At 35.3% G+C, this 21709-nt stretch carries 23 protein-coding genes; 12 read left to right on the forward strand and 11 right to left on the reverse strand.

The genetic code is table 11. The features are described 5' to 3' along the window. Positions 1–11: 11 nt before the first annotated feature. The 5 genes from gldF to JNL75_02790 all read right to left on the reverse strand — a co-directional run bounded on the left by gldF (position 12) and on the right by JNL75_02790 (position 5368). A complete protein-coding gene (gene gldF / locus JNL75_02770; protein MBL7788740.1) occupies positions 12–743 on the reverse strand; it encodes a gliding motility-associated ABC transporter permease subunit GldF in 732 nt (243 codons plus the stop codon). Next, entirely contained in the window at positions 743–1654 is a 912-nt protein-coding gene (gldA, locus tag JNL75_02775; GenBank protein ID MBL7788741.1) for a gliding motility-associated ABC transporter ATP-binding subunit GldA, read from the reverse strand. The genes gldF and gldA overlap by 1 nt, the downstream gene beginning before the upstream one ends. After that, entirely contained in the window at positions 1655–2740 is a 1086-nt protein-coding gene (locus JNL75_02780; GenBank protein ID MBL7788742.1) for a mannose-1-phosphate guanylyltransferase, read from the reverse strand. 137 nt (positions 2741–2877) lie between these two features. Then, positions 2878–4797: a T9SS type A sorting domain-containing protein gene (locus JNL75_02785; GenBank protein MBL7788743.1), complete on the reverse strand. Its 1920-nt coding sequence runs from the start codon at positions 4795–4797 to the stop codon at positions 2878–2880. A 70-nt stretch (positions 4798–4867) separates the two neighbouring features. Then, positions 4868–5368, reverse strand: coding sequence for a thymidine kinase (locus JNL75_02790; protein MBL7788744.1), 501 nt, complete (start codon positions 5366–5368; stop codon positions 4868–4870). A gap of 94 nt (positions 5369–5462) precedes the next feature. Here JNL75_02790 and JNL75_02795 point away from each other — a divergent pair, with 94 nt between their 5' ends. Beyond that, complete coding sequence (locus JNL75_02795) at positions 5463–6365, forward strand: hypothetical protein (GenBank protein MBL7788745.1); 903 nt, start codon at positions 5463–5465, stop codon at positions 6363–6365. Positions 6366–6368: 3 nt separating this feature from the next. On the opposite strand, the gene trxB is transcribed toward JNL75_02795, so the two are convergent. Continuing rightward, complete coding sequence (gene trxB, locus JNL75_02800) at positions 6369–7301, reverse strand: thioredoxin-disulfide reductase (GenBank protein ID MBL7788746.1); 933 nt, start codon at positions 7299–7301, stop codon at positions 6369–6371. 102 nt (positions 7302–7403) lie between these two features. On the opposite strand from trxB, the gene JNL75_02805 reads away from it, so the two are divergent. Next, entirely contained in the window at positions 7404–7907 is a 504-nt protein-coding gene (locus tag JNL75_02805) for a Smr/MutS family protein (protein ID MBL7788747.1), read from the forward strand. 157 nt (positions 7908–8064) lie between these two features. Next, the gene (locus JNL75_02810; GenBank protein ID MBL7788748.1) at positions 8065–9090 is read left to right on the forward strand and encodes a hypothetical protein; all 1026 of its coding nucleotides are present in this window, start codon (positions 8065–8067) and stop codon (positions 9088–9090) included. 31 nt (positions 9091–9121) lie between these two features. Here JNL75_02810 and JNL75_02815 read toward each other — a convergent pair whose 3' ends face one another. From JNL75_02815 to rsmG, 4 genes are read right to left on the reverse strand one after another with little or no spacing between them, the layout of a single operon-like run. Further along, positions 9122–10033 carry an FkbM family methyltransferase gene (locus JNL75_02815; GenBank protein MBL7788749.1) on the reverse strand — a complete coding sequence of 304 codons (912 nt, stop codon included), beginning with the start codon at positions 10031–10033 and terminating at the stop codon, positions 9122–9124. Between the two features lie 23 nt (positions 10034–10056). Continuing rightward, positions 10057–11376, reverse strand: coding sequence for a tRNA (N(6)-L-threonylcarbamoyladenosine(37)-C(2))-methylthiotransferase MtaB (mtaB, locus tag JNL75_02820; protein MBL7788750.1), 1320 nt, complete (start codon positions 11374–11376; stop codon positions 10057–10059). Beyond that, the gene (locus JNL75_02825; GenBank protein MBL7788751.1) at positions 11377–12318 is read right to left on the reverse strand and encodes a hypothetical protein; all 942 of its coding nucleotides are present in this window, start codon (positions 12316–12318) and stop codon (positions 11377–11379) included. 35 nt (positions 12319–12353) lie between these two features. Further along, positions 12354–12983, reverse strand: coding sequence for a 16S rRNA (guanine(527)-N(7))-methyltransferase RsmG (rsmG, locus tag JNL75_02830; GenBank protein MBL7788752.1), 630 nt, complete (start codon positions 12981–12983; stop codon positions 12354–12356). A gap of 82 nt (positions 12984–13065) precedes the next feature. Here rsmG and JNL75_02835 point away from each other — a divergent pair, with 82 nt between their 5' ends. Together JNL75_02835 and fabF are read left to right on the forward strand one after the other, a co-directional pair. After that, the gene (locus JNL75_02835) at positions 13066–13311 is read left to right on the forward strand and encodes an acyl carrier protein (GenBank protein MBL7788753.1); all 246 of its coding nucleotides are present in this window, start codon (positions 13066–13068) and stop codon (positions 13309–13311) included. Positions 13312–13345: 34 nt separating this feature from the next. After that, complete coding sequence (gene fabF, locus JNL75_02840) at positions 13346–14590, forward strand: beta-ketoacyl-ACP synthase II (GenBank protein MBL7788754.1); 1245 nt, start codon at positions 13346–13348, stop codon at positions 14588–14590. A gap of 115 nt (positions 14591–14705) precedes the next feature. Here the strand turns inward: fabF and JNL75_02845 are convergent, their stop codons facing one another. Continuing rightward, positions 14706–16322, reverse strand: coding sequence for a CTP synthase (locus tag JNL75_02845; protein ID MBL7788755.1), 1617 nt, complete (start codon positions 16320–16322; stop codon positions 14706–14708). Positions 16323–16617: 295 nt separating this feature from the next. Here JNL75_02845 and JNL75_02850 point away from each other — a divergent pair, with 295 nt between their 5' ends. The 7 genes from JNL75_02850 (at position 16618) to JNL75_02880 (ending at position 21654) form a co-directional block, all read left to right on the forward strand. Beyond that, the gene (locus JNL75_02850; GenBank protein ID MBL7788756.1) at positions 16618–17094 is read left to right on the forward strand and encodes a hypothetical protein; all 477 of its coding nucleotides are present in this window, start codon (positions 16618–16620) and stop codon (positions 17092–17094) included. A gap of 131 nt (positions 17095–17225) precedes the next feature. Next, on the forward strand, positions 17226–17609 hold the full coding sequence (locus tag JNL75_02855; GenBank protein MBL7788757.1) for a RidA family protein: 384 nt from the start codon (positions 17226–17228) through the stop codon (positions 17607–17609). Between the two features lie 79 nt (positions 17610–17688). Beyond that, positions 17689–18840 carry a hypothetical protein gene (locus JNL75_02860; protein ID MBL7788758.1) on the forward strand — a complete coding sequence of 384 codons (1152 nt, stop codon included), beginning with the start codon at positions 17689–17691 and terminating at the stop codon, positions 18838–18840. A gap of 11 nt (positions 18841–18851) precedes the next feature. Next, positions 18852–20129: a hypothetical protein gene (locus JNL75_02865; protein ID MBL7788759.1), complete on the forward strand. Its 1278-nt coding sequence runs from the start codon at positions 18852–18854 to the stop codon at positions 20127–20129. Between the two features lie 4 nt (positions 20130–20133). Beyond that, the gene (locus tag JNL75_02870; GenBank protein MBL7788760.1) at positions 20134–20622 is read left to right on the forward strand and encodes a gliding motility lipoprotein GldH; all 489 of its coding nucleotides are present in this window, start codon (positions 20134–20136) and stop codon (positions 20620–20622) included. Beyond that, positions 20612–21100, forward strand: a complete 489-nt coding sequence (locus tag JNL75_02875; GenBank protein ID MBL7788761.1) for a hypothetical protein — start codon at positions 20612–20614, stop codon at positions 21098–21100. The genes JNL75_02870 and JNL75_02875 overlap by 11 nt, the downstream gene beginning before the upstream one ends. Continuing rightward, on the forward strand, positions 21097–21654 hold the full coding sequence (locus JNL75_02880) for an RNA polymerase sigma factor (GenBank protein MBL7788762.1): 558 nt from the start codon (positions 21097–21099) through the stop codon (positions 21652–21654). Before JNL75_02875 ends, JNL75_02880 begins: the two co-directional genes overlap by 4 nt. Positions 21655–21709: the final 55 nt, after the last annotated feature.

Raw genomic sequence — 21709 nt, forward strand, 5'->3', positions numbered from 1 at the left:
CTATAGACTCATTAAATCTTTCGTCTGTCTAACTGAAAATGCGTCAAATAAAGGAAAAAGAAACAAATTGAAATAAAATATATCAAATCTCTAGTATCTAGTACTCCTCTCGAAATGCTATCATAGTGGTAGCTTATCCCTAGATTTTTGAGAAAGTATTCTAAATTACCTTCAAATAAACTAAATTTCGAAACCAAATCGAATCCCCAAAAAAACAGAGCGGATATAACTGCAGCGATTATAAATGCAACTATTTGATTAGCCGTAATGGCAGAACAAAAAAGTCCTATAGCACAAAACGCAGAAGCGAGAAGCACTAAACCAAAATAACTACCTATCACTCCTCCATTGTCAATATTGCCTTTTGGATAACCGAGCTGATAGATGGAAAAGTAATAAATCAAAGTAGGAATCAAGGCAACTAGAATAATGAAAAGGCTAGCTAAAAATTTTCCTAGTAAAATATCTCGATCCGTAAAAGGCTTGGTATATAACCACTCGAGCGTACCCATTTGCTTTTCTTCGCTAAACAATCTCATAGTAATAGCTGGAATAATGAATAAAAAAAGTATAGGAGCTAAGGTAAAAAATGACTCCAATGTGGCATAACCATATTCTAGAATATCATATTCAGGAAAAAACCATAAAACTAAGCCTGTAATGGTTATAAAAAAACCCATAGCGAGAAAGCCTATCATGGATGAAAAAAAAGAATTGATTTCTCGAAGAAAAATTGCCTTCATTACTTATTAGTTAATTCTTTAAATACACCTTCTAAATCCTTTTCCTCTAGTTGCATGCCCACTATTGACCAATTCTTCTGAACAGCAAATTGGAAAACATCCTGACGGATATCAACCTTGGGATCATTAAGATAAATACGATATAGCTTGTCTTTCACTAACTCTATCTTTCCAATATTCCTTACTTGTTTCAATTCTTCTATAGAAATATCACTGGCAAACTCAACAGTTAAGATAGCTTCTTTTGAGCCCATTTTTCGCAAATTCGCAGTAGAATTATCCGCCACAATTTCACCTTTATTTATAATAATCACTCTTTCACACATGGCTTCTACTTCCTGCATAATATGTGTAGATAGCAATACTGTTTTTTCCTTCCCTATCTTTACTATCAATTTTCTTATTTCGTCCAATTGATTAGGATCGAGACCAGATGTCGGCTCGTCTAAAATCAATACCTCGGGATTATGAATAATAGCCTGTGCTATACCAACTCGCTGTTTATATCCCTTTGATAATTGATGAATTTTCTTATCCTGTTCCTTAGTTAAACCTGTCATAGCTATCATCTCCTGAACTTTAGCCAAAGTATTTGGCAGATGAAATATCGTAGCTACATAATGCAAATATTCCTTGACGTACATATCCTTATAGAGAGGATTGGCTTCGGGCAAATACCCTACTCTCTTTTTTACCTCTAAAGGCGATTCGGCTATATCAAAGCCTGAAACGCGCGCAATACCAGATGTCTGGGGAATAAAGCCTGTTAAAATCTTCATTGTCGTAGATTTCCCTGCTCCGTTAGGTCCTAGAAAGCCGACAATATTCCCTTTTGGTATTTCAAAAGAAATATTATTAAGCGCTATCTGCTCATCGTATTTTTTTGTGAGATTTCTGACTTCAATAGACATCTAGAGGAATTTATCAAGTTTATCTCTTTTTAAGTCGGTCGTAAAGTTTTTTACTTCTTGCTCTTTGTCTAATTTCAAAATCATCAAGGCGTCCTTAGTATCCACGATACATTTTCCCTCTATACCTTGCACAATAACTAGTTTACCCTTAGGGGCCACTATCAGATTATTACTTGCGTCATAAATCTTTACTAAATTATTTGTTGTGGCATTTCCTAAATAATCTTTATCTAGGGATTCATAAATCGACGACCAAGAACCTAAATCTGACCATTCGAAATCAGCAGGAATTACATAGACATCAGAAGCTTTTTCCATCAAACCATAGTCAATAGATATGTTGTTAAATTGACTATAAACATTATTCATAGCCACAGACTCTCTGACAGTATTGATATCTGCTAAAATGCTTTGAATTAACTCTCCCATTTCTGGAAGATACCTCTCAAAATTCTTCATGAATGTCTGAATATTCCATACAAAAATTCCTGCATTCCATAAGAAATCTCCAGACTTCAGAAATGTTCTAGCTAGCTCTTCGCTTGGTTTTTCAGTAAACGTCTTTACCTTTTTAAATAGGTTCGATTCATCTTCTACATATTGAATGTATCCGTAGCCTGTTGCAGGTTTATTTGGCTTTATACCAATAGTTACTAATGCACTCTTTCGTTCAACAAAACTAAATGAATTTAAAACGATAGCTTCGAATTTCTTTTCGCCTAATATAATATGATCGGAAGGAGCTATAAGAATATTCGCCCTTGGATTAATTTTACCTATTTTATAACAGGCATAGCCAATGCATGGTGCTGTATTTTTTCTTTCAGGCTCCAAGATTAGATTTTCAGGACTCAAATGTTCTAGCTGCTCCATGACTAATCCATAATACTCAATAGTAGTCACTACGTATATATTCTCAGATGGCACCATGGTTTTGAATCGATCAAAAGTCGATTGAATCAAGGTTTTGCCTGTATTTAATACATCGAGAAATTGTTTGGGTTTCGCCACTCTGCTTTGAGGCCAAAATCTACTTCCTATGCCTCCCGCCAAAATGACTACATAATTATTGTTTTGCTTTTTCAATCTCTTTCTTCACTTTCTTTAAGAGTCACAAATATACAACAGAAATTCTTATAATTTTGAAAAAGGAAAACTAAATATATAAAAAATGGAGACCAAATAGGTCTCCATTTAATTTTCCTATTTTAAAATAACAAAGCTTACTGCTTATCTACAATAATCTTTTTAATCATGCGATCCCCTTTACTATCTATTTCTATAAAGTAGATTCCATTTGGCGCACCCGATAAATCAATATGCCCATCTTTATTCGACACTAATTTATCTGCAGTGACTACTTTGCCTAACATATCTGTAACTTTGTAGGATATGCTTGTATTCAAATCATTTTGAATAAACACTTTACCATCACGGACTGGGTTAGGGTAGACTTGAATATCATTGTCTATATTGTTAGAAATAGAGGCTCCACAACCTGGGGCTGTGGCTGATTTAACTACAATGGTCTTAGTAACAGGCCCAACATTACAAGCTCCAAAACTAGATGTAACATTTATCTGTACATTTCCAGCAGCAGGGAATTTATATCCTGTAGGAACCGTAGCTGTAGAAATCTGAGTAGCTCCATTTCTCCAAACATACTTCCAATCAAGTTTAGATGAACTATTCGTAAATGTAACATCTTTATTTACACATGGAGAAGCAGGATCTACTGAAAAGTCCATAACGTTCGTATCAGATGTATTTAAATTAACATTGGCTGTAGCGGTGACTGAACAAAAAGCATTTGATACTGTGACCGTATACGCACCTGAAGTAACTTTATTTGTAGTGGCGGTAGTTGAAGCTCCTTTACTCCATGCATAAGTTTTCGGAATTGTACCACCCCCAGTAACTGTAACTGTTAAGTTTTGGTTGGTATCAGCACAACTTGTCAATGTTTTATTAGCCATTGTTGCAGACATTGAAAAAGACTCGATTACAGTAGTAGCAGTTTTAGGATTGGAACCGTCAGTAACCGTAACGGTGTAGGTCACATTTGCGTTTCCTACAGTGGCTATTGGATTCGCTATGTTAGTAGCACTAAGACCTGTGGCAGGAGACCATGTATAAGTAACTGGCCCACTATAGCCTGTGGCAGTGACATTTAATTGAACTTGAGCATCTTTACAGACCTGCTGATAACTTTGGGCCTTAGTTATACTAATATTTGGCTCTACTACAGCAGATATATAAGGATAAATTAGCCAATTTTGAACATAAAACTTCTTACAAGTCTCTGTTGTATTTAAATCGCCACTATTCCATAAGGATAGTCTATAGGGATTACCAGTGGTAGGTTTTACAACATGTGATGAGTGCGAATATCCATAACTTGTTTGGAGAGCAAATCCGTCACCATTAGTACCACAATTTGTGCTATAGGTGGCAATGCCTCTTACGTTGTTTTCTATATGTCCTACAAACTTAACTTTCACTAAAAACCCATTTCCTTTCGACAAGGTAGTTTGTTTTCTATACATATAGGTATCAATATCTGTAGCATTCTTTAAAATCACTGTATCAGAACTAGCCAATCTCACACCCGTGATATCTTGTTTGAAACCTGTACTAGGATTAACTCCATAATTGAACGAGTCTTCATAAACAAAAATATAAAGCGTGTCATCTTGAGAAGTATTGTTTCGTGTATAAATCAATACCGGATTTATAGAATCAATTGTAATAGTAGAACTATCAATATTAATATTTCTAATAACGTTATTATTGTCTAGGTAGGATAACTGCCAAAAACCTTGAATAATGCCTACCGAATTAAAAGCAGCAGGGGTGTTAGGTAGGGTAAGCGTATCATACTTGCTATTGGTAGACCAACCATAACCTTTTTCAAAAATACCTTGACTATATGATTTCTGTATACTATCACAAGTTGGGTAATTCATCATAAACTTCTCGGTGGAAGATCTTGGTTTTAATTGCTTTTTATAATTTTCATTAATCGCTAGCCTAGCTTTAATTTTTGCAATATCTAAGTCCGTCAAATTGCTTAAAGGCGGTAAATCCTGCCCAAAAACAGTCAAACTAATAAGGCTGATTGTTAAAAGTAAAATTTTCTTCATTTCTTATTTATTTTATTAAATGTAAAACGCAAATGTATGAATAATTATATTAAAAAAAGAGAGATTTTGTTTAAATTTTGTTGCAGAATCTACATCTAGGTTCGTACTCCCCTTTTTCTCCAAGTAAGATAGTAGAGTTGACCTTTACTAGTCTGTGGCTAAAAAGCGCTGGTTCTCCGCATTGCATGCAGACAGCATGTACCTTATCGACCTCATCTGCGATAGCCATAAGTGCTGGCATTACTCCAAATGGTTTTCCCAGATAATCCATGTCTAAGCCTGCAATTACTATTCTTATTCCTTTGGCTGCCAATTTATTGCATACCTCTGGAAGATTCTCATCGAAAAACTGAGCCTCGTCAATACCGATAACATCTTTATCTTCCCCAAGTAATAAGATAGATTCAGAGTTAGAAACTGCTAAAGAAGGTATTTTCTGATTCGAATGCGACACGACCTCACTTTCACTATATCGAGTATCTAATATGGGCTTGAAAATCTCCACCTGCTTTTTGGCTATTATAGCCCGATTCAATCTTCGAATTAACTCCTCTGTTTTACCAGAAAACATGGAACCACAAATTACTTCTATTCTTCCATGAAAATTTCCGTTTCTTTGCACTAAATGAATATTTTAGAGCAATAATACAATAATTATCGAATCTATGAGTAATAATTCTGAAATCTCAATTGACGATTTAATTAAAAGAATTTACAAGTCCTATGTAGAAATTAAAGTAGGTGAGTTTAGAGAAATAGATCGCGACCTGTTACTCAGTGATATTGGACTATTGTACACGAGTATAAAAAATCTTTATCCATCGAATGAAATACCTGCCATTGAGTTTGATCTTAGTCAAAAAGCGCCTAGTATAGAAATTGAAAATAGTAAAACTAAATCAGATTTCAAAGCAGAATCTATTGATAAAAATGAAGATATCCGCGAAGGAATAGATGATTCAAAGAAAAATGTAAGCGTGGAAGAAAACCAAATTCCAACAAAAGAAGAAAAAACAACCGTAATTGATCTTTCTATATTTGAAGATGCTGAGCAATTGACAACAAATGAAACAATGGATTCGAACCTCGTTGATCGGAAATCTGACAATACGAGTAGTCCTGTTTTAAAAGGATTCCAATCAGAAGTTAAACCCACTGAACAAAAACTTCAAGACCTGCAAAGTGTGCCAAAAGTAGTCAATTTGGAATCTGAAAAAGAATCAATAAAAAAGGTTGAACTCAAATCTAATATAGAAGAGGTAATAGAGAATGATAAAAAGAGCAAAAGCGACATTATGGACTTTTTGCATCACGATGATAAAAAAACTACCCGAGACATTTATAGTTTTTTAGACTTGAATACACGTATAGGTTTGATAGAACTATTTTTTAAGGGGAATTCTATGGAGTTAACAGAATGTCTTGTATGGCTAAATAAGCTCGATACCAAAGAGGCTTGTATGAAAGTTATAGATAAGTTTGCGGTGAGATTCGGCGTAGACAAAACGGAGGATATCTACAAACAGTTCGTAGGTCTAGTAGATAGAAAGCTAGATTACAGCAAATAATAGCTAATGTTTACTAGCTAGATAGCGTTCTGCTTCTAGCGCAGCCATACATCCAGTACCCGCAGCTGTAACTGCTTGTCTATAATTTCTATCCATGACATCCCCACAAGCGAATACCCCTTCTACATTCGTTTTTGTAGTTCCAGGAATCACTTTTATATAGCCATCATTATCTGTTTCTACATATTTGGAGAATATCTGTGATTGTGGAGTATGGCCTATAGCTACAAAGAATCCTGTAATCGGTATTTCTTGCAGACTGCCGTCTTTGGTGTTTTTTATTCTTACAGCTTCTACGACCTTATCGCCTAGAATTTCATCCGTTTCACTATTCCAGTAAACTTTGATATTCGAAGTTCTTAATACGCGGTCTTGCATAATCTTACTTGCTCTCATTTGATCCCTTCGAATCAACATATGCACGGTCGTACATAATTTTGAGAGATAAAGGGCCTCTTCACAGGCACTATCCCCTGCTCCCACAATAGCTACCTCCTGACCTCTATAAAAGAAGCCATCACAGACTGCGCAAGCAGAAACACCGCTGCCATTTAATCTTTGTTCAGAAGGAATCCCTAACCATTTGGCAGTAGCTCCAGTGGATATAATTACGGTCTGAGCCGATATCTCTTCACCTTTTTCATTTTTGCAAATATAAGGTGGTTTACCAGAAGAAAAATCTACCTCCGTAATTAACCCTGGTCGAATATCAGCATCAAATCGCTTAGCCTGATCATAAAGTTCTTTCATCATTTCTGGTCCTTGAATTCCATGAGGATAACCAGGAAAATTCTCCACTTCATTCGTTGTCATTAACTGACCTCCAGGCTCAAGGCCTTGATACATTAATGGTTTTAAATTAGCCCTCGAAGCATAAATAGCAGCAGTATAACCAGCTGGACCTGAACCAATAATTAAGCATTCCGTTTCTATCATGATAAATATTTAATATAAATTGTTTTTAGTTTCGGTTTTTGAACAAACAAACCACGAAATTAGTTCGATATTAATTATTTTTACGACAAGTTACAAACAGCTATGTTGAAAAATCCAAATATTGGAGATCGAGTTAAATGGATAAATCAATCATGGAGAGGTACTATACTAGAACTCCAAGGGCAAAGAGCTAGAGTTCTATTGAATGATGGATTTGAAGAATGGGAACAAATTTCAAAATTAACCTCGGAAAACGAAATTATAGATTTAGATAAAATTCATGATAGTAAAAATGAAATAACACATATTGAATCGAGACCTTTAAAGATTTCAGAGATAGACCTACATATTGAAAACCTTTTCGTTCATTGGAAAAAAATCCCAAAGGAAAAGATTTTAGAAATGCAAATTCAGGCATTTCAGGAAGAATTTCATGCATGTTATAGAAATTCAGATGAGCTTATAGTTATTCACGGCAAAGGAAGTGGAATTCTAAAAGAAAACATATTAAGAATACTTCAAGAACAAAAACAAATAAGTTATGAGGCTATGCAGGATGGTAAATATAAGCATGCAGCCATCAAGATTTGTTTTCATAAAACTTAATGCTGAATTGTCTATTACGTAGTCAACTATTTGTGTGACCATGTTTTATGACTACTTCTTTTTATTTAAACTATCTAATTAATTTATTGAAGAAAAATAATCTGTACCTTTGTTCCTATCAAGCAAGAATTGATCACATTATAAAATACAAGTCAAGTTGAAAAAAAATCTATCCTTAATTATTGTAGTGCTGAGCTTAATAGGTGTATTAGCTTATCTTAAATACACAAAATCTAAATCAAATTTTGAAGAAACTGTATTTAATATATCCGATATCAGTACTATTGGACAAATAATTATAGCGGACAAGCAAGGTAATAAAACAGTAATTACAAAAACTGACAAAAAATGGAAGGTTAATGATAGTATTTATGCTGATCACGATAAAATGATAATCTTGTTAAATACTCTAAATAAACTTCAAATTGAAATGCCCGTAGGCGACTCCATGAGAAAAATAGCCATTCAGGATTTAAGAACATTAGGCAAGGAAATTAAAATTCTTGATAAAGAGGGGAATGAACTAAAAAACTTTTTTGTAGGTAGTCAAATGGGGAGTGGAAATAACATGATATTGAGCGAAAATGGCATAGTTTCAGCTGATCCATATCTAGTGAGAATACCGGGAATTAAATCGATAGATTTGAAACACCGATTTCCTGCTAACCCGGACGCATGGTATAGTAAAGAAGTGTTTTCTACACCCATTGATAAAATAAAAACAATCGTGGTAAACTTTCATGATCGACCACAATTTTCTTTTCGGCTGACAAAAGATGAAGATCTAGTGAAAATAGACCCATTTATAGATTCTATAAAAATTAATAAACCATTGAATAAAGAACATGTTATCCAATTTCTCTTAGAGTTTGAATCCAAAAATTTTGAAGGGAGAATTAAGAATGACAGTGCTATAAACTATATCAAAAAAGCTAAACCTGACTATACAATAGAGATTGTAGATGTATTGAATGAGAAACGTTTTATCCAAATTTTTAGAATGCCTTCTACTTTTAACAATATGGAACTAGATGTGGCAGTAGATGCCGCTGGGAAAAAACTTCCGTTTAACATCAATAAATATTGGGCATATAATTCATACACGAAGGAATATGTAATCGCCCAGCATTATGTGTTTGGTCCAACTTTGGTGCCCTATAGTTATTTTTTTGAAGATAAATAATTGTTAAGATAAGGGATTATAATTCAGAACTTTATTTCTTGTAAACAATATTATCTGAATCCAATTCGATAATATTGAGATAAGTATCCATATCTGATTCAATACGATTCACTTCACCTGAACTATCAATATAGAATGGTTTATAACCCCAGTCCTGTAATAACTGATGAGCTTTTTTATGATTTATATTACCTCTGTATGAGGCAGCAAATTCCATGACAATCAAAGGAGAATTCGTAGATATAAAAGACCGAAGACCCTTTAATACAGCGTATTCTGCTCCTTCTACATCTATTTTTACTACACGAGGTATTACATCCAATGATTGAATCAAAGTATCTCCTTTCTTTCCTTCGATAACGTGTTTGATAATTTTACCCTTATCATACCACTTTTGATTAGAATATTGTTCTAACTCAAAAGTGTTATATTCAGAATAATAAGTTGGGAACTCATAGAATTCAATTTTTTCATCTGAATCTGTCAAAGCGCAATGAAATAAATCGACATTACCTAAATCTTTACAATTGGTTTCTAGGACTTGATAGGTCTTCGTAGATGGCTCAATAGAATATACTTTGCCAGCCTCAAGTAAATGACTTGCTAGCATGGTGAAGTAACCGTAATGCGCACCTATATCTAGAAAACAACTATCATTTTTCAATTCATTCACCAAAAATATAGCTAAACGTATCTCTGAATCATGTGTCTTACCACCTGATAAATAAATATCAATAGAAGCAGGTAGAACAATATGTATATTTTGACCCCAAAAGGTCTTAACAGAGGTTTTAAAAGTAAAATCGCCTAGTGATGGCAGCACTCGGGAATAGATAATGGAAATTAGGTAACGAATTGGATTATGCAAAAAACGATTTGCTTTAGAAGTTTCTGCGAAAGTTTTTATTCGCTTCAATTCAGAAATTAATTCTGCTCGATTCATTGATTTTTTTTAAACAGAGTGAATCAAATAAATCTACCTTCAGTAAATAAAAATGGACTCAACTTTTCTATTTGAAAGTTCGAAACTTTACCAACTTTAGATGCATCATAGTTTGTACGAACACGTATATAGTTATTAGTATATCCATTCATAAATCCATTATCGTTTTCATGCTCGAAAAGCACTGGGTAAAGACTACCTAAATGATCAGAATAAAATTTATTTTTCAATTTATCTGATAAAATTCTCAAACGTTTATTGCGCGCTCTTCGAATCTCCATAGGTATAAAGGAATCTGATTTTACTGCTCTGGTATTGGCGCGCTCAGAATATGTAAACACGTGTAGGTATGATACTGGTAGAGATTGAATGAATATATAACTCTCCTCGAAAAATTCATCAGTTTCTTCTGGATAACCTACAATAACATCCACGCCTATACAGGCATGAGGCATCTTATCTTTGATATGCTCAATTTTATTGCGATAGAAATTTGAATCATATTTTCGCTGCATACTCACTAGCATAGCATCGGAGCCGCTTTGCAATGGTATATGAAAATGTGGCATGAATACATCGCTCTCTGCCACTAAGTCAATGATATCATTTGTCAATAAATTAGGTTCAATAGAAGAAACGCGCACACGTATCCCCCTTCCTTTATAAGCCGTATCAATAGCCTTGACCAAATCAAAAAAAGTCTCATTTGTTCTTTTCTTACCATCTGTGGTTTTTCCAAAATCACCTGTATTGACACCTGTTAACACTATCTCTTGTACACCAGTTTTTACAGCTTGATCAAAAACCAAAAGTGTCTTTTCGATAGATTGACTCCGACTTCTACCCCGCGCTAATGGGATAGTACAAAAGGTACAGAAATAATCGCAACCATCCTGCACTTTGAGAAACGTTCTCGTTCGATCTCCACTAGAAAAAGACGGCACAAACTCATTGATTTCTTTTATATCCTCTGCTTTAACTATGGCTGCACCTTTATCTATCTGATCAATATTTTCTAGCAAATTAAATTTCTCACTTGCGCCTAAAACCATATCTACACCTTCAATTTCAGCGATTTCTTTCGGTTTTAACTGAGCATAACAACCTATGATAATCACTTTAGAATCTGGTGCAGTTCTTTTAATTTTCCGAACGATATATCGGCACTCCTTATCAGCATTTTCTGTCACTGAGCAGGTATTCACGACATAGACATCCGCTTGTTCACTGATATCGACACGCTGAAAACCTGCATCTATAGCTTCATTAGCGAGACTAGATGTTTCAGAGAAGTTTAGCTTACAGCCCAGCGTATGAAATGCTATTTTTTGTTGTGTACTCATCTATCTAAATTCTCTGTAATCAAAATGATAACCCTCTAGGTGGTACTTCTTTTTTAAATCAGCATCCTGACTTTTAGAAGGCTTATTCCCTGAATAATAAATTATCACCTCTTTCATCCATTTATCTATTACAAAATTATGGACTGTAAAAGATTGCGATGCCAGCTCGTTCTCAATATAATTTTCAAGATTATACCTTGTAGTAGCCCTGGTCAGTTCAGTGGAACTAAAGTATAAGCCAAAAAGAAAACAAACTAATGTTGTCACGAAATAAATCCATTTAAATCGATTATTTTTGATGCCCTCTCTCGAGACTCTTGATAAATATAATAAGGTGGACAAGCCCATGAATAACAAAAGAAAAAGTAATTTATATCGAATGATTATTTCATAAATTGCTACTCCGTCTCTCTGGATAAACATGACAGAGGAGGCAATAATCAATACTGGCCATTTGACTAGAAATTTCAATATCCAAATAATCATAGAAATTCGATGTGAATTAAACAAGAATATAGAAATGGCTATTAGAAATACAGCCAAGTAGGTGGCTATATCTACCTCTGCCCAATTTCCAATTGTCTGAATATTATAGGTGAAAGGAGCAATGTAAAAATAAATGAGTCCTATAAGAAAGGTAACCAATCCACCAACAAAAATTTTTATCAAGGCTGCAATAACCAGGTCGCTTTTTCTCTTGTAAACACCAATGGTAAATTGTAGGAAAGAAAAAATAAATGGACTAATTAATAAACCGGAATAAATAACAAGAGGTTTATCAAAATTTAGACCTAGACAGACCAGTATAGCACTTAATACAACCATAAATAGTACTACAGATTTTTTTTCCTGCGAGCCAGAATAATAGGCAATGAGGTCATCTAAATTAGTCATCAAAACCAATTTAGTTTCATAAAGATATTCTTTCAAATGTTCTGTCATAATTTACTAGATTTAAGTCGTTTACTTAGCTTTTGTTATGAACTCGGTTTGACAAAGGTAATCACCTTCGTTTCAAAAAAATCCTCTTTAAAATAATCCGAAATTGGTTTAATTTTTATTTTTCGCTTTGTTTCTTTAATTTCCTCTGTCAAGTCTCCGCCTTTCAAAGCTATCAATCCGTTATCAAGTTCATTAAAGGATATGGGGTGAATTTTCCCCCTAGACCACCTCAATAAATCAGACATAGGAGCTACCGCTCGAGTAACAATGAAATCAAACTGCAGTTTGATATCCTCTGCTCTCCCCCAGTGTGTTTTTACATTCTTCAAATCTAGTGTTTCAGCTACGCCGTCTATGACCTTTAATTTTTTCTGAATGGAATCTACTGCCAAAAATTTAGCCTCTGGAAACATAATGGCTAAAGGTATAGACGGGAATCCTCCACCAGCACCTAAATCCATAATTAAAGTACCCTTTTTAAACTGAACAAACTTAGCTATAGCTAGCGAATGTAGAACATGATGCACATAAAAGTTATCAAAATCTTTACGTGAAACTACATTGATTTTATCATTCCATTCTTTATAAATGTTATAAAGCTGTTGATAAGCATCTTTCTGTCGTGGATTTAGTTGATTGAAATAGGCAAATACTCGCTCTAACATCTATTTTAAGCTTTTTTTCAATTTTAGGTTTGAAGAATTGCAAAAGTAGCTATCTTTGCCGAAACTTTAAATAAAATAGAAAATGTCAACAACAAACATTGCAGAAAAAGTAACACAAATCATAGTAGATAAACTAGGATGTGATGAGACGCAAGTAAAGCCAGAAGCTAGCTTTACAACCGACTTGGGCGCAGACAGTTTAGATATCGTTGAATTGGTTATGGAGTTTGAAAATCAGTTTGAAATGTCTATTCCAGACGATCAAGCTGAGAAAATTCAAACAGTAGGCGATGCTATTAGCTTTATTGAGCAAGCTCAAAAAGCATAACCCAATAGCTTAATAAAAAACAAAAAGCAAAGGTATGCGAAGAGTTGTCATTACAGGTCTCGGAGCCGTGACACCTCTTGGTAATGATGTTGGCACCTTTTGGAATGCTCTAGTAGCTGGTACATCGGGTGCCAATTTAATTACCAAATTTGACACGACCCATTTTAAAACCAAGTTTGCATGTGAGTTGAAAAATTTCGACCCACTAATTTATATTGAAAAAAAAGAACTTAACAGACTAGATCCAGCAGCTGTTTATGCTATGGCTAGTGGCACACAAGCTGTCGAAGATAGTGGTATAATTTCTAGTTTTAATCCTGATAGAGTAGGCGTATTATGGTCGTCTGGAATAGGCGGAATATTGACTTTTGAGCAAGAAATATCCGCTTATGCTAAAGGCAATGGAACACCAAGATTTAATCCTTTCTTTATTCCTAAAATGATACCGGATATCAGTGCCGGTCATATATCCATGAAATATGGATTCCGAGGTCCGAATTTCTCACCGGTCGCTGCATGTGCTTCATCAACGATAGCTATAGCAGATGCATTTATGTATATCAAATATGGCAGAATTGATGCCTGTGTAGCTGGTGGTTCAGAAGCAGCTATTACGGAAGGTGGTATTGGAGGATTCAATGCCATGAAAGCGCTAAGTGAAAGAAATGATGATTTTGCTACTGCTTCTCGACCATTTGATGCTACTAGAGATGGATTCGTCATGGGCGAAGGTGGTTGTGGACTCGTTTTGGAGGAATTAGAACACGCCTTAAAAAGAGGAGCAAAAATATATTGTGAAATAGTTGGTTCGGGCTTGACTGCTGATGCACATCACCTTACTGCTCCGCATCCAGAAGGCTTGGGAGCATACAATGTGATGAAAAATGCAATAGAAGAAGCAGGATTGTCTGTAGAAGAAATCGATTATGTGAATGTGCATGGGACATCAACCCCGCTAGGAGACATAGCAGAGTTAAAGGCGATTAAACAACTTTTCGGTGATGCTGCATATAAGATGAATATCAGTTCTACGAAATCCCAAACAGGTCACCTTTTAGGAGCAGCAGGAGCCATAGAAGCTATCGCATGTATCAAATCTGTGCAGGAAGACATAATTCCACCGACGATTAATTTCACAACACCTGATGAGAATATAGATCAAAAATTGAACCTCACACTCAATACAGCTCAGAAGCGAACGGTAAATACTGCATTAAGCAATACCTTCGGATTCGGAGGACACAATGCTTCTGCTGTATTTAAGAAATATAACGGATAATTACTTGATTTTAGTCAAAAGTTTTTTGACTACATTACTCTTCCTTAAGGCCTTTATGGCAATACTGCCCACAAAATAAACAAACCAAACGTCCCGATCTGAAAAGGTCGGGATTTTATTTAGCCTTACCCTTTCGAACAAGAGCTGCCTCCACCAATCCCATAAACAATGGATGAGGATTTTCAGGTGTACTTTTTAATTCAGGGTGAAATTGTACTCCTATGAAGAATGGGTGATTTTCAAGTTCTACAATTTCTACTAGTCCTGTCTCTGGATTCTTACCGCTGGTCTTAAGTCCATTCTTATTAAGTAAATCAAGATATTCATTATTGAACTCATAGCGATGTCTATGACGCTCAGATATATGATGGGATCTATATATTCGGTAGGCGAGTGATTTTTTATCCTTAATAGCACAGTCATATGCCCCCAGTCGCATAGTGCCTCCCATGGCTATACGTGTTTTTTGCGATTCCATGATATCAATGACTGGATTCTTAGTATTCTTATTGATTTCTATGGAATGAGCATCTTTTAATCCCAGCACATTGCGGGCGAATTCTACAATGCACATCTGCATACCAAGACAGATACCAAAAAATGGAATATTATTTTCACGTACAAAGCGTATGGTTTCAATTTTACCGGTAATCGCACGCTCACCAAATCCTGGTGCGACCAATATACCATGAAATTTGCCCAATATCTTTTTAGCGTTTTCGGCGGTTATCGTTTTGGAGTGTATCGGAACTACATTCACTCTCGTAGATTTAGCCGCACCAGCATGTATAAAAGACTCAAATATACTTTTGTAAGCATCTTGCAATTCAATATACTTACCCACTAAGGCTATATTGACCTCATATTTTGGCTGTTTTAATTTATCGAGAAATTTAATCCATTTCTCCAGCTTAGGTTCTTTCTTGGATCTCACCTTCAATTTTTTCAAAACAACCTTATCTATGTTTTCACGCTGCATTTCAAGCGGAACATCATAAATCGTTTCCTTATCTATAGCTTGAATGACAGCAGATTCATCTACATTGCAAAATAGAGCCAATTTCCTTCTAATGTCCCTACTAAGCTCATGTTCTGTTCTGCATATAAGGATATCAGGTTGTATACCAGATTCTAAAAGCATTTTAACAGAATGCTGAGTCGGTTTTGTTTTTAGTTCTTTTGCTGCCGACAAATAAGGTATCAAGGTTAAATGACAAACAATAGCATTTTCCTTACCCATATCCCAGATAAACTGACGTACGGCTTCTATATAAGGTAATGACTCTATATCACCTACAGTACCTCCTAATTCGGTAATTATAAAGTCTAGTTTCTTACCTTTATTTGGTGCTGCAAATCTTCGCTTAATCTCGTCAGTAATATGTGGAATTACCTGAACAGTCTTGCCCAGAAAATCTCCCTTTCTCTCCCTGTCTAGAACGGTCTGATAAATTCGACCAGTAGTTACATTATTGGCTTGTGAAGTCGGTGAATTGAGGAAACGCTCATAATGCCCTAAATCCAAATCTGTTTCCGCTCCATCTTCTGTCACATAACACTCGCCATGCTCATAAGGATTTAGTGTGCCTGGATCGACATTTAAATAAGGGTCAAATTTCTGAATGGTGACTTCGAAACCATGTTCCTGAAGAATTTTAGCTAATGAAGCTGCGAATATCCCTTTTCCTAAAGATGAAGTAACGCCTCCAGTGACGAATATATATTTTGTCATGACCGTATAAGTGCTATAGTGAATACGGATGACAAAGGTAGTTGAAAAGAAATTAATAGATTTTATTTTCTATGTATTGCTTAGCTGATAAAACCTAGAGTCAATAGAATCATTAAGTTTCAAATTGCGTTTTATTTTTTTTACTTAAATTTGCCCTATAGGCATTTTGCTATAAACATAGGATATGAGCATAGAAATATTCAAGCAACTTCTTCCCAAGGTATGGTTATTTTTATGCGAATAGCCTGCCTGATGCAGACAGGCATTTGACCAAATAAATATTTAAAATAGACACATGAGAAATTCAATATATAGTATCGCTGTAATTTTACTAGGTTTACTAGCATGTAAAAAAGATGAACCCGCACCTGATTTAAGTTCTGTATGTGATAAGGGTGGAATATGGCTTGTGGACAAAAAAGATAGTTTCAACCCCAATCCTTCATTGGATACATTCTTGTTTAATCAAGGAGGGGGATATCATCGATTTATATATACCAATTCTGATGTCAATAGACTTCAAATCGATGTATTAACCAAACCTGATTCTGGTAAAACTCTAATTTATAAAGCACTTTTTGTGCGCCAAATAAGTGGTAGCTATATTTCGGATCATTTTAATTATGCTAATATGAAAGATTCTGTACTCACTATTACGAATAATGGTAACCACTATCTCATTAGTATAAATCCTGTCAAGGTCAGTATCGGGACATCACGAACCATTGAATTACGAGCTTGTAATATAAGAATGAATGATGTCACTCCGTAAAAATGAATGAACGATTGACCATGTCAGTTTTTATAAACTAGCTCACTGTAAACTATCTGAATTGACCAGGTGGTAAACGAACAAGCAATTAACAATCCTTTAAAATTATAATAAAAGAAACCAAGTTAATTATAATGAAGCAAATTATCAATACCAAACATGCCCCAGCTGCTATAGGTCCATATAGCCAAGCAGTATGGGCTGGAGATCTGTTATATACTAGTGGACAGGTTGCTCTCATTCCTGAAACTGGCGAAATGGACAACCTCAATCTCGAAACGGAAACACACAGAGTCATGAAAAACTTGACTGCTTTACTCTCTGAGGCAGGACTTAGCTTCGAACATGTGATTAAAGCAAGTATTTTTATCAAGGATATGAATGACTTTGCTAAAATCAATGAGATCTATGCCTCTTATCTCCAAGAACCTTACCCTGCTCGCGAAACTGTGGAGGTAGCTAGACTACCGAAAGATGCTCGGATTGAAATAAGTGTAGTCGCTAGAAAATCTTAAACTGAGTTTCAAAATAGTTTCTACAATTATCAACCACCAAACACTGTGACTGCTCACCGAGACTACCAACTTCATTAAAATGTTTCAGTTTAAAGATATTATAGGACAGGATGAAGTCAAAACTTCTCTCATTGCCCAGGTAAATAGTGGCAAGCTGCATCATGCCCATCTCTTTTTGGGTAAAATGGGCTATGGCACTTTTCAACTAGCAATGGCTTTTTTAAAATATATCTATTGTCAGGATAAACAAGAAGATGATAGCTGTGGAGAATGCGCTAACTGCATAAAGCTAAGTAAATTCAATCATATTGATATTCACTGTACCCTTCCCAGTTTTGATATCAATAACTTGAGTAGTGCCCTTATGCCCGAGTTTCGCGAAATAGTAGAAGAAAAAAAAGGCATGTTTGATTTAAAAGATTGGATGGATTTTCATAAAGAAAAGAACGCAAAAATACGAAGTGCCGAATGTGATATCATACTGCATGATATGGGATTGTCCTCATACGAGGGTGGATATAAAACGCAGATAATATGGATGGCTGAAAGTTTAGAAAAGGATTCTAATAAAATATTGAAAATCCTGGAGGAGCCCAATCCGCAAACCTTATTTATTTTGATAGCAGAAAACTCTGACAGACTATTACCCACCATTCTTTCGCGCTGCAATATCCATAAAATTTTACCTCTTAGAAATAAACAAATTCAGGACTATTTCATACACCAGCAGGGACAACAGGATACCGATACGCTCGAACGAGCTATCCATTTTGCCGAAGGTGATATTATAGAATCAGAGCGCTATTTAGCAGATGAAGATAGTGAATTTCCTTTGGAACAAAACCTGATTAATTTCCTTCGTGGTCTGATTAATTTCCATGAGCGAAAATTTGATAATATCAATAAAGCTATGAAACAAGCGGAAGTATTATCTGGACAATCAAAGTCCAATCAAAAGAAGTTTTTAGAATATTTTCAATATTTTCTACGTCAGGTGATTATGATAAAAATAACTGGCAATTCCCAACTCAATGAATCTTTACTAAAAGCTGGTCATCACTTTGCTAATTTACTGGATCTAGACCAAATAGAAGTCTGGAATCAGCTATTGGATAAATATCACTTCGCCATAGAAGGAAATGCGAATGTAAAAATAAGTTTTGTATCTTTGGCGATTGAATCAGGAAAGATTCAAAATAGAGAAGAATTTGAAAATTTTGTTAGTCAATAATTATATATTGTATGGGTTGTTCGAGTGGAGGTTGTAGTTCTGGTGGCTGTAGTACCGGCAGCTGCAATAAAAAAAATGTATTTGACTGGTTTTCCAATATCCAGTATGCTACAGGTATCGATGAATTTAATGTCGTAGAAATCTCATTTAAAGGAGGATCAAGAAAAGATTACTATATCAATGACAAGCGCATCGATCTGGTCAAAGGAGAATATGTATGCGTCGAAGGAAGCGGAGGCTATGATATAGGACAGGTATCCCTCAAAGGCGAGTTGGTCAAACTACAATTGAAGAAAAATAAAGTAGATACCACAAAAGAGCCCTTGTCTAAGATTCTCAGAAAAGCGAATGAAAAGGAATTAGCGACCATGGAGACCTTTCGCAAAAAGGAAATGGATGCTATGATCAAAGCCCGTCTAATAGCCCGTCAGCTCAATCTGGATATGAAAATCAGTGAGGTAGAATATCAGGCAGATGGCAAAAAAGCTATTTTCTATTTCATAGCAGACGATCGAGTAGATTTCAGAGAGCTTATCAAACGCTATGTGGCAGAATATAAAATAAAAATTGAACTCAAGCATATTGGCGCTAGACAAGAAGCTGCTAGAATAGGAGGTATGGGAAGCTGTGGTCGAGAGCTTTGCTGCAGTACATGGTTAAATGAATTTCCATCAGTTACTACCAGTGCTGCGCGATATCAAAACATTTCTATAAATATAGAAAAACTCTCTGGACAGTGTGGAAGATTAAAATGTTGTCTGAACTATGAACTAGCGCAATACGTCGAAGCTACAAAAGAATTTCCTTCTAATATCAATGAAATCCAAACCGAGGAGGGCGTTGCTGTTATTCGCAAGACTGAAATTCTGAAAAGACAAGTGGTATTTGCCTATAAAAATGATCCTGCAAGTGATTTGTACAAACTGAGTTTACAAGATGCCATGCATATCGTAGAGTTGAATAAGCGCGGACAGAAACCACAGAGTTTGTCGAGCATGGCCATCAAAGAAAAAGAGGATGAAAAAGTGAAAAAAGACGAAGACCTAGTAGGTCAGATTCAACTGAAAACACTGGAAAAGAAAAAACAAAATAACAAGAAAAAATCCAAGCATAAAGGTGGCAACACTCAGCAAAGTAGTAACGCAAATAAGCAGCAAACGAACAAAGAACAAAACCAAAACGTCAATAAACAACAAAACAACCCTCAGGATAATCAACAGATCAAACCGAAGACAAATAACCAGAACAAGAAGAAAAAACATTTTAGAAAGCCCCCACCAAAAGAGTAATATCATGTTTAGGATTCTTGTAGCATTTTTTACATTGTGTGCGCTTATTGGTTGTGATACGAGTGTGGTATACGAAAAAAGCACACCCGTCAACACCTATGGATGGAGAATGACCGACAGCCTCCAATATGAAATCGATATTCAAGATTCTTCCCAGCGCTACGATCTATCGGTGGCTATAAGACATAGAGATGTCTATGACTATACCAATCTCTATGTAAAAATCATAACCATACTACCGAATGGAGAGGTAAAATCCGAGGTAGTATCACTCCCTTTATGCGATGAGTCTGGAAAATGGATGGGGAAATGTGCTGGAGATATTTGTTTTTCTAGAATTTTAATTCTCAAAAGGACCTATTTTCCTATAAAAGGAACTTATAGATTTTATATCATTCATGAAATGCGCCAAGAAAAATTAAAAAATATTCTGGATATGAGCCTAAGACTCGAGAAATCTCCACCCAAAATATATACGGAAGATGAAGAATAGAATAGGACTTCTTTTCCTTTCGACTATCCTTATGATCAATGCTTGTCAGGACTATTCGAAGACTCAGGTAATTCAGCATAGTGATTTTAAGGTAGCACTTCCGGGCTTTGTAAAACAAGAAGAACTAGCTGAAGACGCTGAGCTGGAATATGCCAATCGATACCGAAACTTCTACGTCGTAGCTTTTATACTGAAAGATACCGTAGGTCGAGATAGTTTATGGACTCTAACGACAACAAGAATTTCTAAAGGTCTGCTGAATCCTGAGACAGATTCCTCCCATAAAAATGGATTTATAGAATCTAGGATCACAGGAAATTTCAAAGATGAAAAAGAAGCTATTTTCTACCGACAAAAATTGATTTATCAAAAAGGAAAAAGTTTATTGCTCACGGTCTGGACTAGAGGAAAAGAGCGCAATAAAAACTACGAAGGAGAGATGAACGATATTCTAAACTCATTCAAACCCGTTCCGTGAAGCTAGAGGACGATAAGATAGTAGCCATGTGCAAAGATGCCGCTCAGGTAGAACTGGGTATTCGGCATCTCATACATAAGTATAAGGAAAAACTTTACTGGCAGATCAAGCGCATTGTAGAACATCACGATGATACCGAAGAGGTCTTGCAGAATGTATGGATAAAAATATGGCAAAATATAGCCGCTTTCAAAGGTGAAAGTGCCTTATCTACCTGGATTTATAGAATTACCTACAATGAATCTGTCTCCTATATACAGGGTCGAAAAAAACAAAAACTAGCAGACTGGGAGACCTCCGAACCTATGATAGAGTCTCAGACAGAAGATAAGCTATTTAACAATGAAATCTATGATAGAGAAGAAGTCCTCAAAAGAATAGAAACTGCCATTGAAAAACTGCCCCAGAAACAAAAACTTATTTTTCACTACCGATACAATGAAGAAATGCCTTATAACCAGATAGCGGAGATTACAGGCACTTCGGAAGGAGCACTCAAAGCCTCTTTCTACCATGCAGTCAAAAAAATAGAAGAATTTATTAAAAAGAATTAAACCCAAGAGACTCGAAATTTATCTAATACTTGATAACAAACTAGATTAGAAGCAC

The organism is Chitinophagales bacterium, assembly GCA_016787225.1.
Taxonomy (GTDB): domain Bacteria; phylum Bacteroidota; class Bacteroidia; order Chitinophagales; family JADJOU01; genus CHPMRC01.

Coding starts and splice junctions, on each gene's coding strand:
- JNL75_02795 (MBL7788745.1), top strand. CDS start 5,463: ATGAGTAATAATTCTGAAATCTCAATTGACGATTTAATTAAAAGAATT.
- trxB (MBL7788746.1), bottom strand. CDS start 7,301: ATGATAGAAACGGAATGCTTAATTATTGGTTCAGGTCCAGCTGGTTAT.
- JNL75_02835 (MBL7788753.1), top strand. CDS start 13,066: ATGTCAACAACAAACATTGCAGAAAAAGTAACACAAATCATAGTAGAT.
- rsmG (MBL7788752.1), bottom strand. CDS start 12,983: ATGTTAGAGCGAGTATTTGCCTATTTCAATCAACTAAATCCACGACAG.
- JNL75_02865 (MBL7788759.1), top strand. CDS start 18,852: ATGGGTTGTTCGAGTGGAGGTTGTAGTTCTGGTGGCTGTAGTACCGGC.
- JNL75_02875 (MBL7788761.1), top strand. CDS start 20,612: ATGAAGAATAGAATAGGACTTCTTTTCCTTTCGACTATCCTTATGATC.
- gldF (MBL7788740.1), bottom strand. CDS start 743: ATGAAGGCAATTTTTCTTCGAGAAATCAATTCTTTTTTTTCATCCATG.
- gldA (MBL7788741.1), bottom strand. CDS start 1,654: ATGTCTATTGAAGTCAGAAATCTCACAAAAAAATACGATGAGCAGATA.
- JNL75_02825 (MBL7788751.1), bottom strand. CDS start 12,318: ATGACAGAACATTTGAAAGAATATCTTTATGAAACTAAATTGGTTTTG.
- mtaB (MBL7788750.1), bottom strand. CDS start 11,376: ATGAGTACACAACAAAAAATAGCATTTCATACGCTGGGCTGTAAGCTA.
- JNL75_02870 (MBL7788760.1), top strand. CDS start 20,134: ATGTTTAGGATTCTTGTAGCATTTTTTACATTGTGTGCGCTTATTGGT.
- JNL75_02790 (MBL7788744.1), bottom strand. CDS start 5,368: ATGTTTTCTGGTAAAACAGAGGAGTTAATTCGAAGATTGAATCGGGCT.
- JNL75_02850 (MBL7788756.1), top strand. CDS start 16,618: ATGAGAAATTCAATATATAGTATCGCTGTAATTTTACTAGGTTTACTA.
- JNL75_02785 (MBL7788743.1), bottom strand. CDS start 4,797: ATGAAGAAAATTTTACTTTTAACAATCAGCCTTATTAGTTTGACTGTT.
- JNL75_02845 (MBL7788755.1), bottom strand. CDS start 16,322: ATGACAAAATATATATTCGTCACTGGAGGCGTTACTTCATCTTTAGGA.
- JNL75_02805 (MBL7788747.1), top strand. CDS start 7,404: ATGTTGAAAAATCCAAATATTGGAGATCGAGTTAAATGGATAAATCAA.
- fabF (MBL7788754.1), top strand. CDS start 13,346: ATGCGAAGAGTTGTCATTACAGGTCTCGGAGCCGTGACACCTCTTGGT.
- JNL75_02860 (MBL7788758.1), top strand. CDS start 17,689: ATGTTTCAGTTTAAAGATATTATAGGACAGGATGAAGTCAAAACTTCT.
- JNL75_02815 (MBL7788749.1), bottom strand. CDS start 10,033: ATGAATCGAGCAGAATTAATTTCTGAATTGAAGCGAATAAAAACTTTC.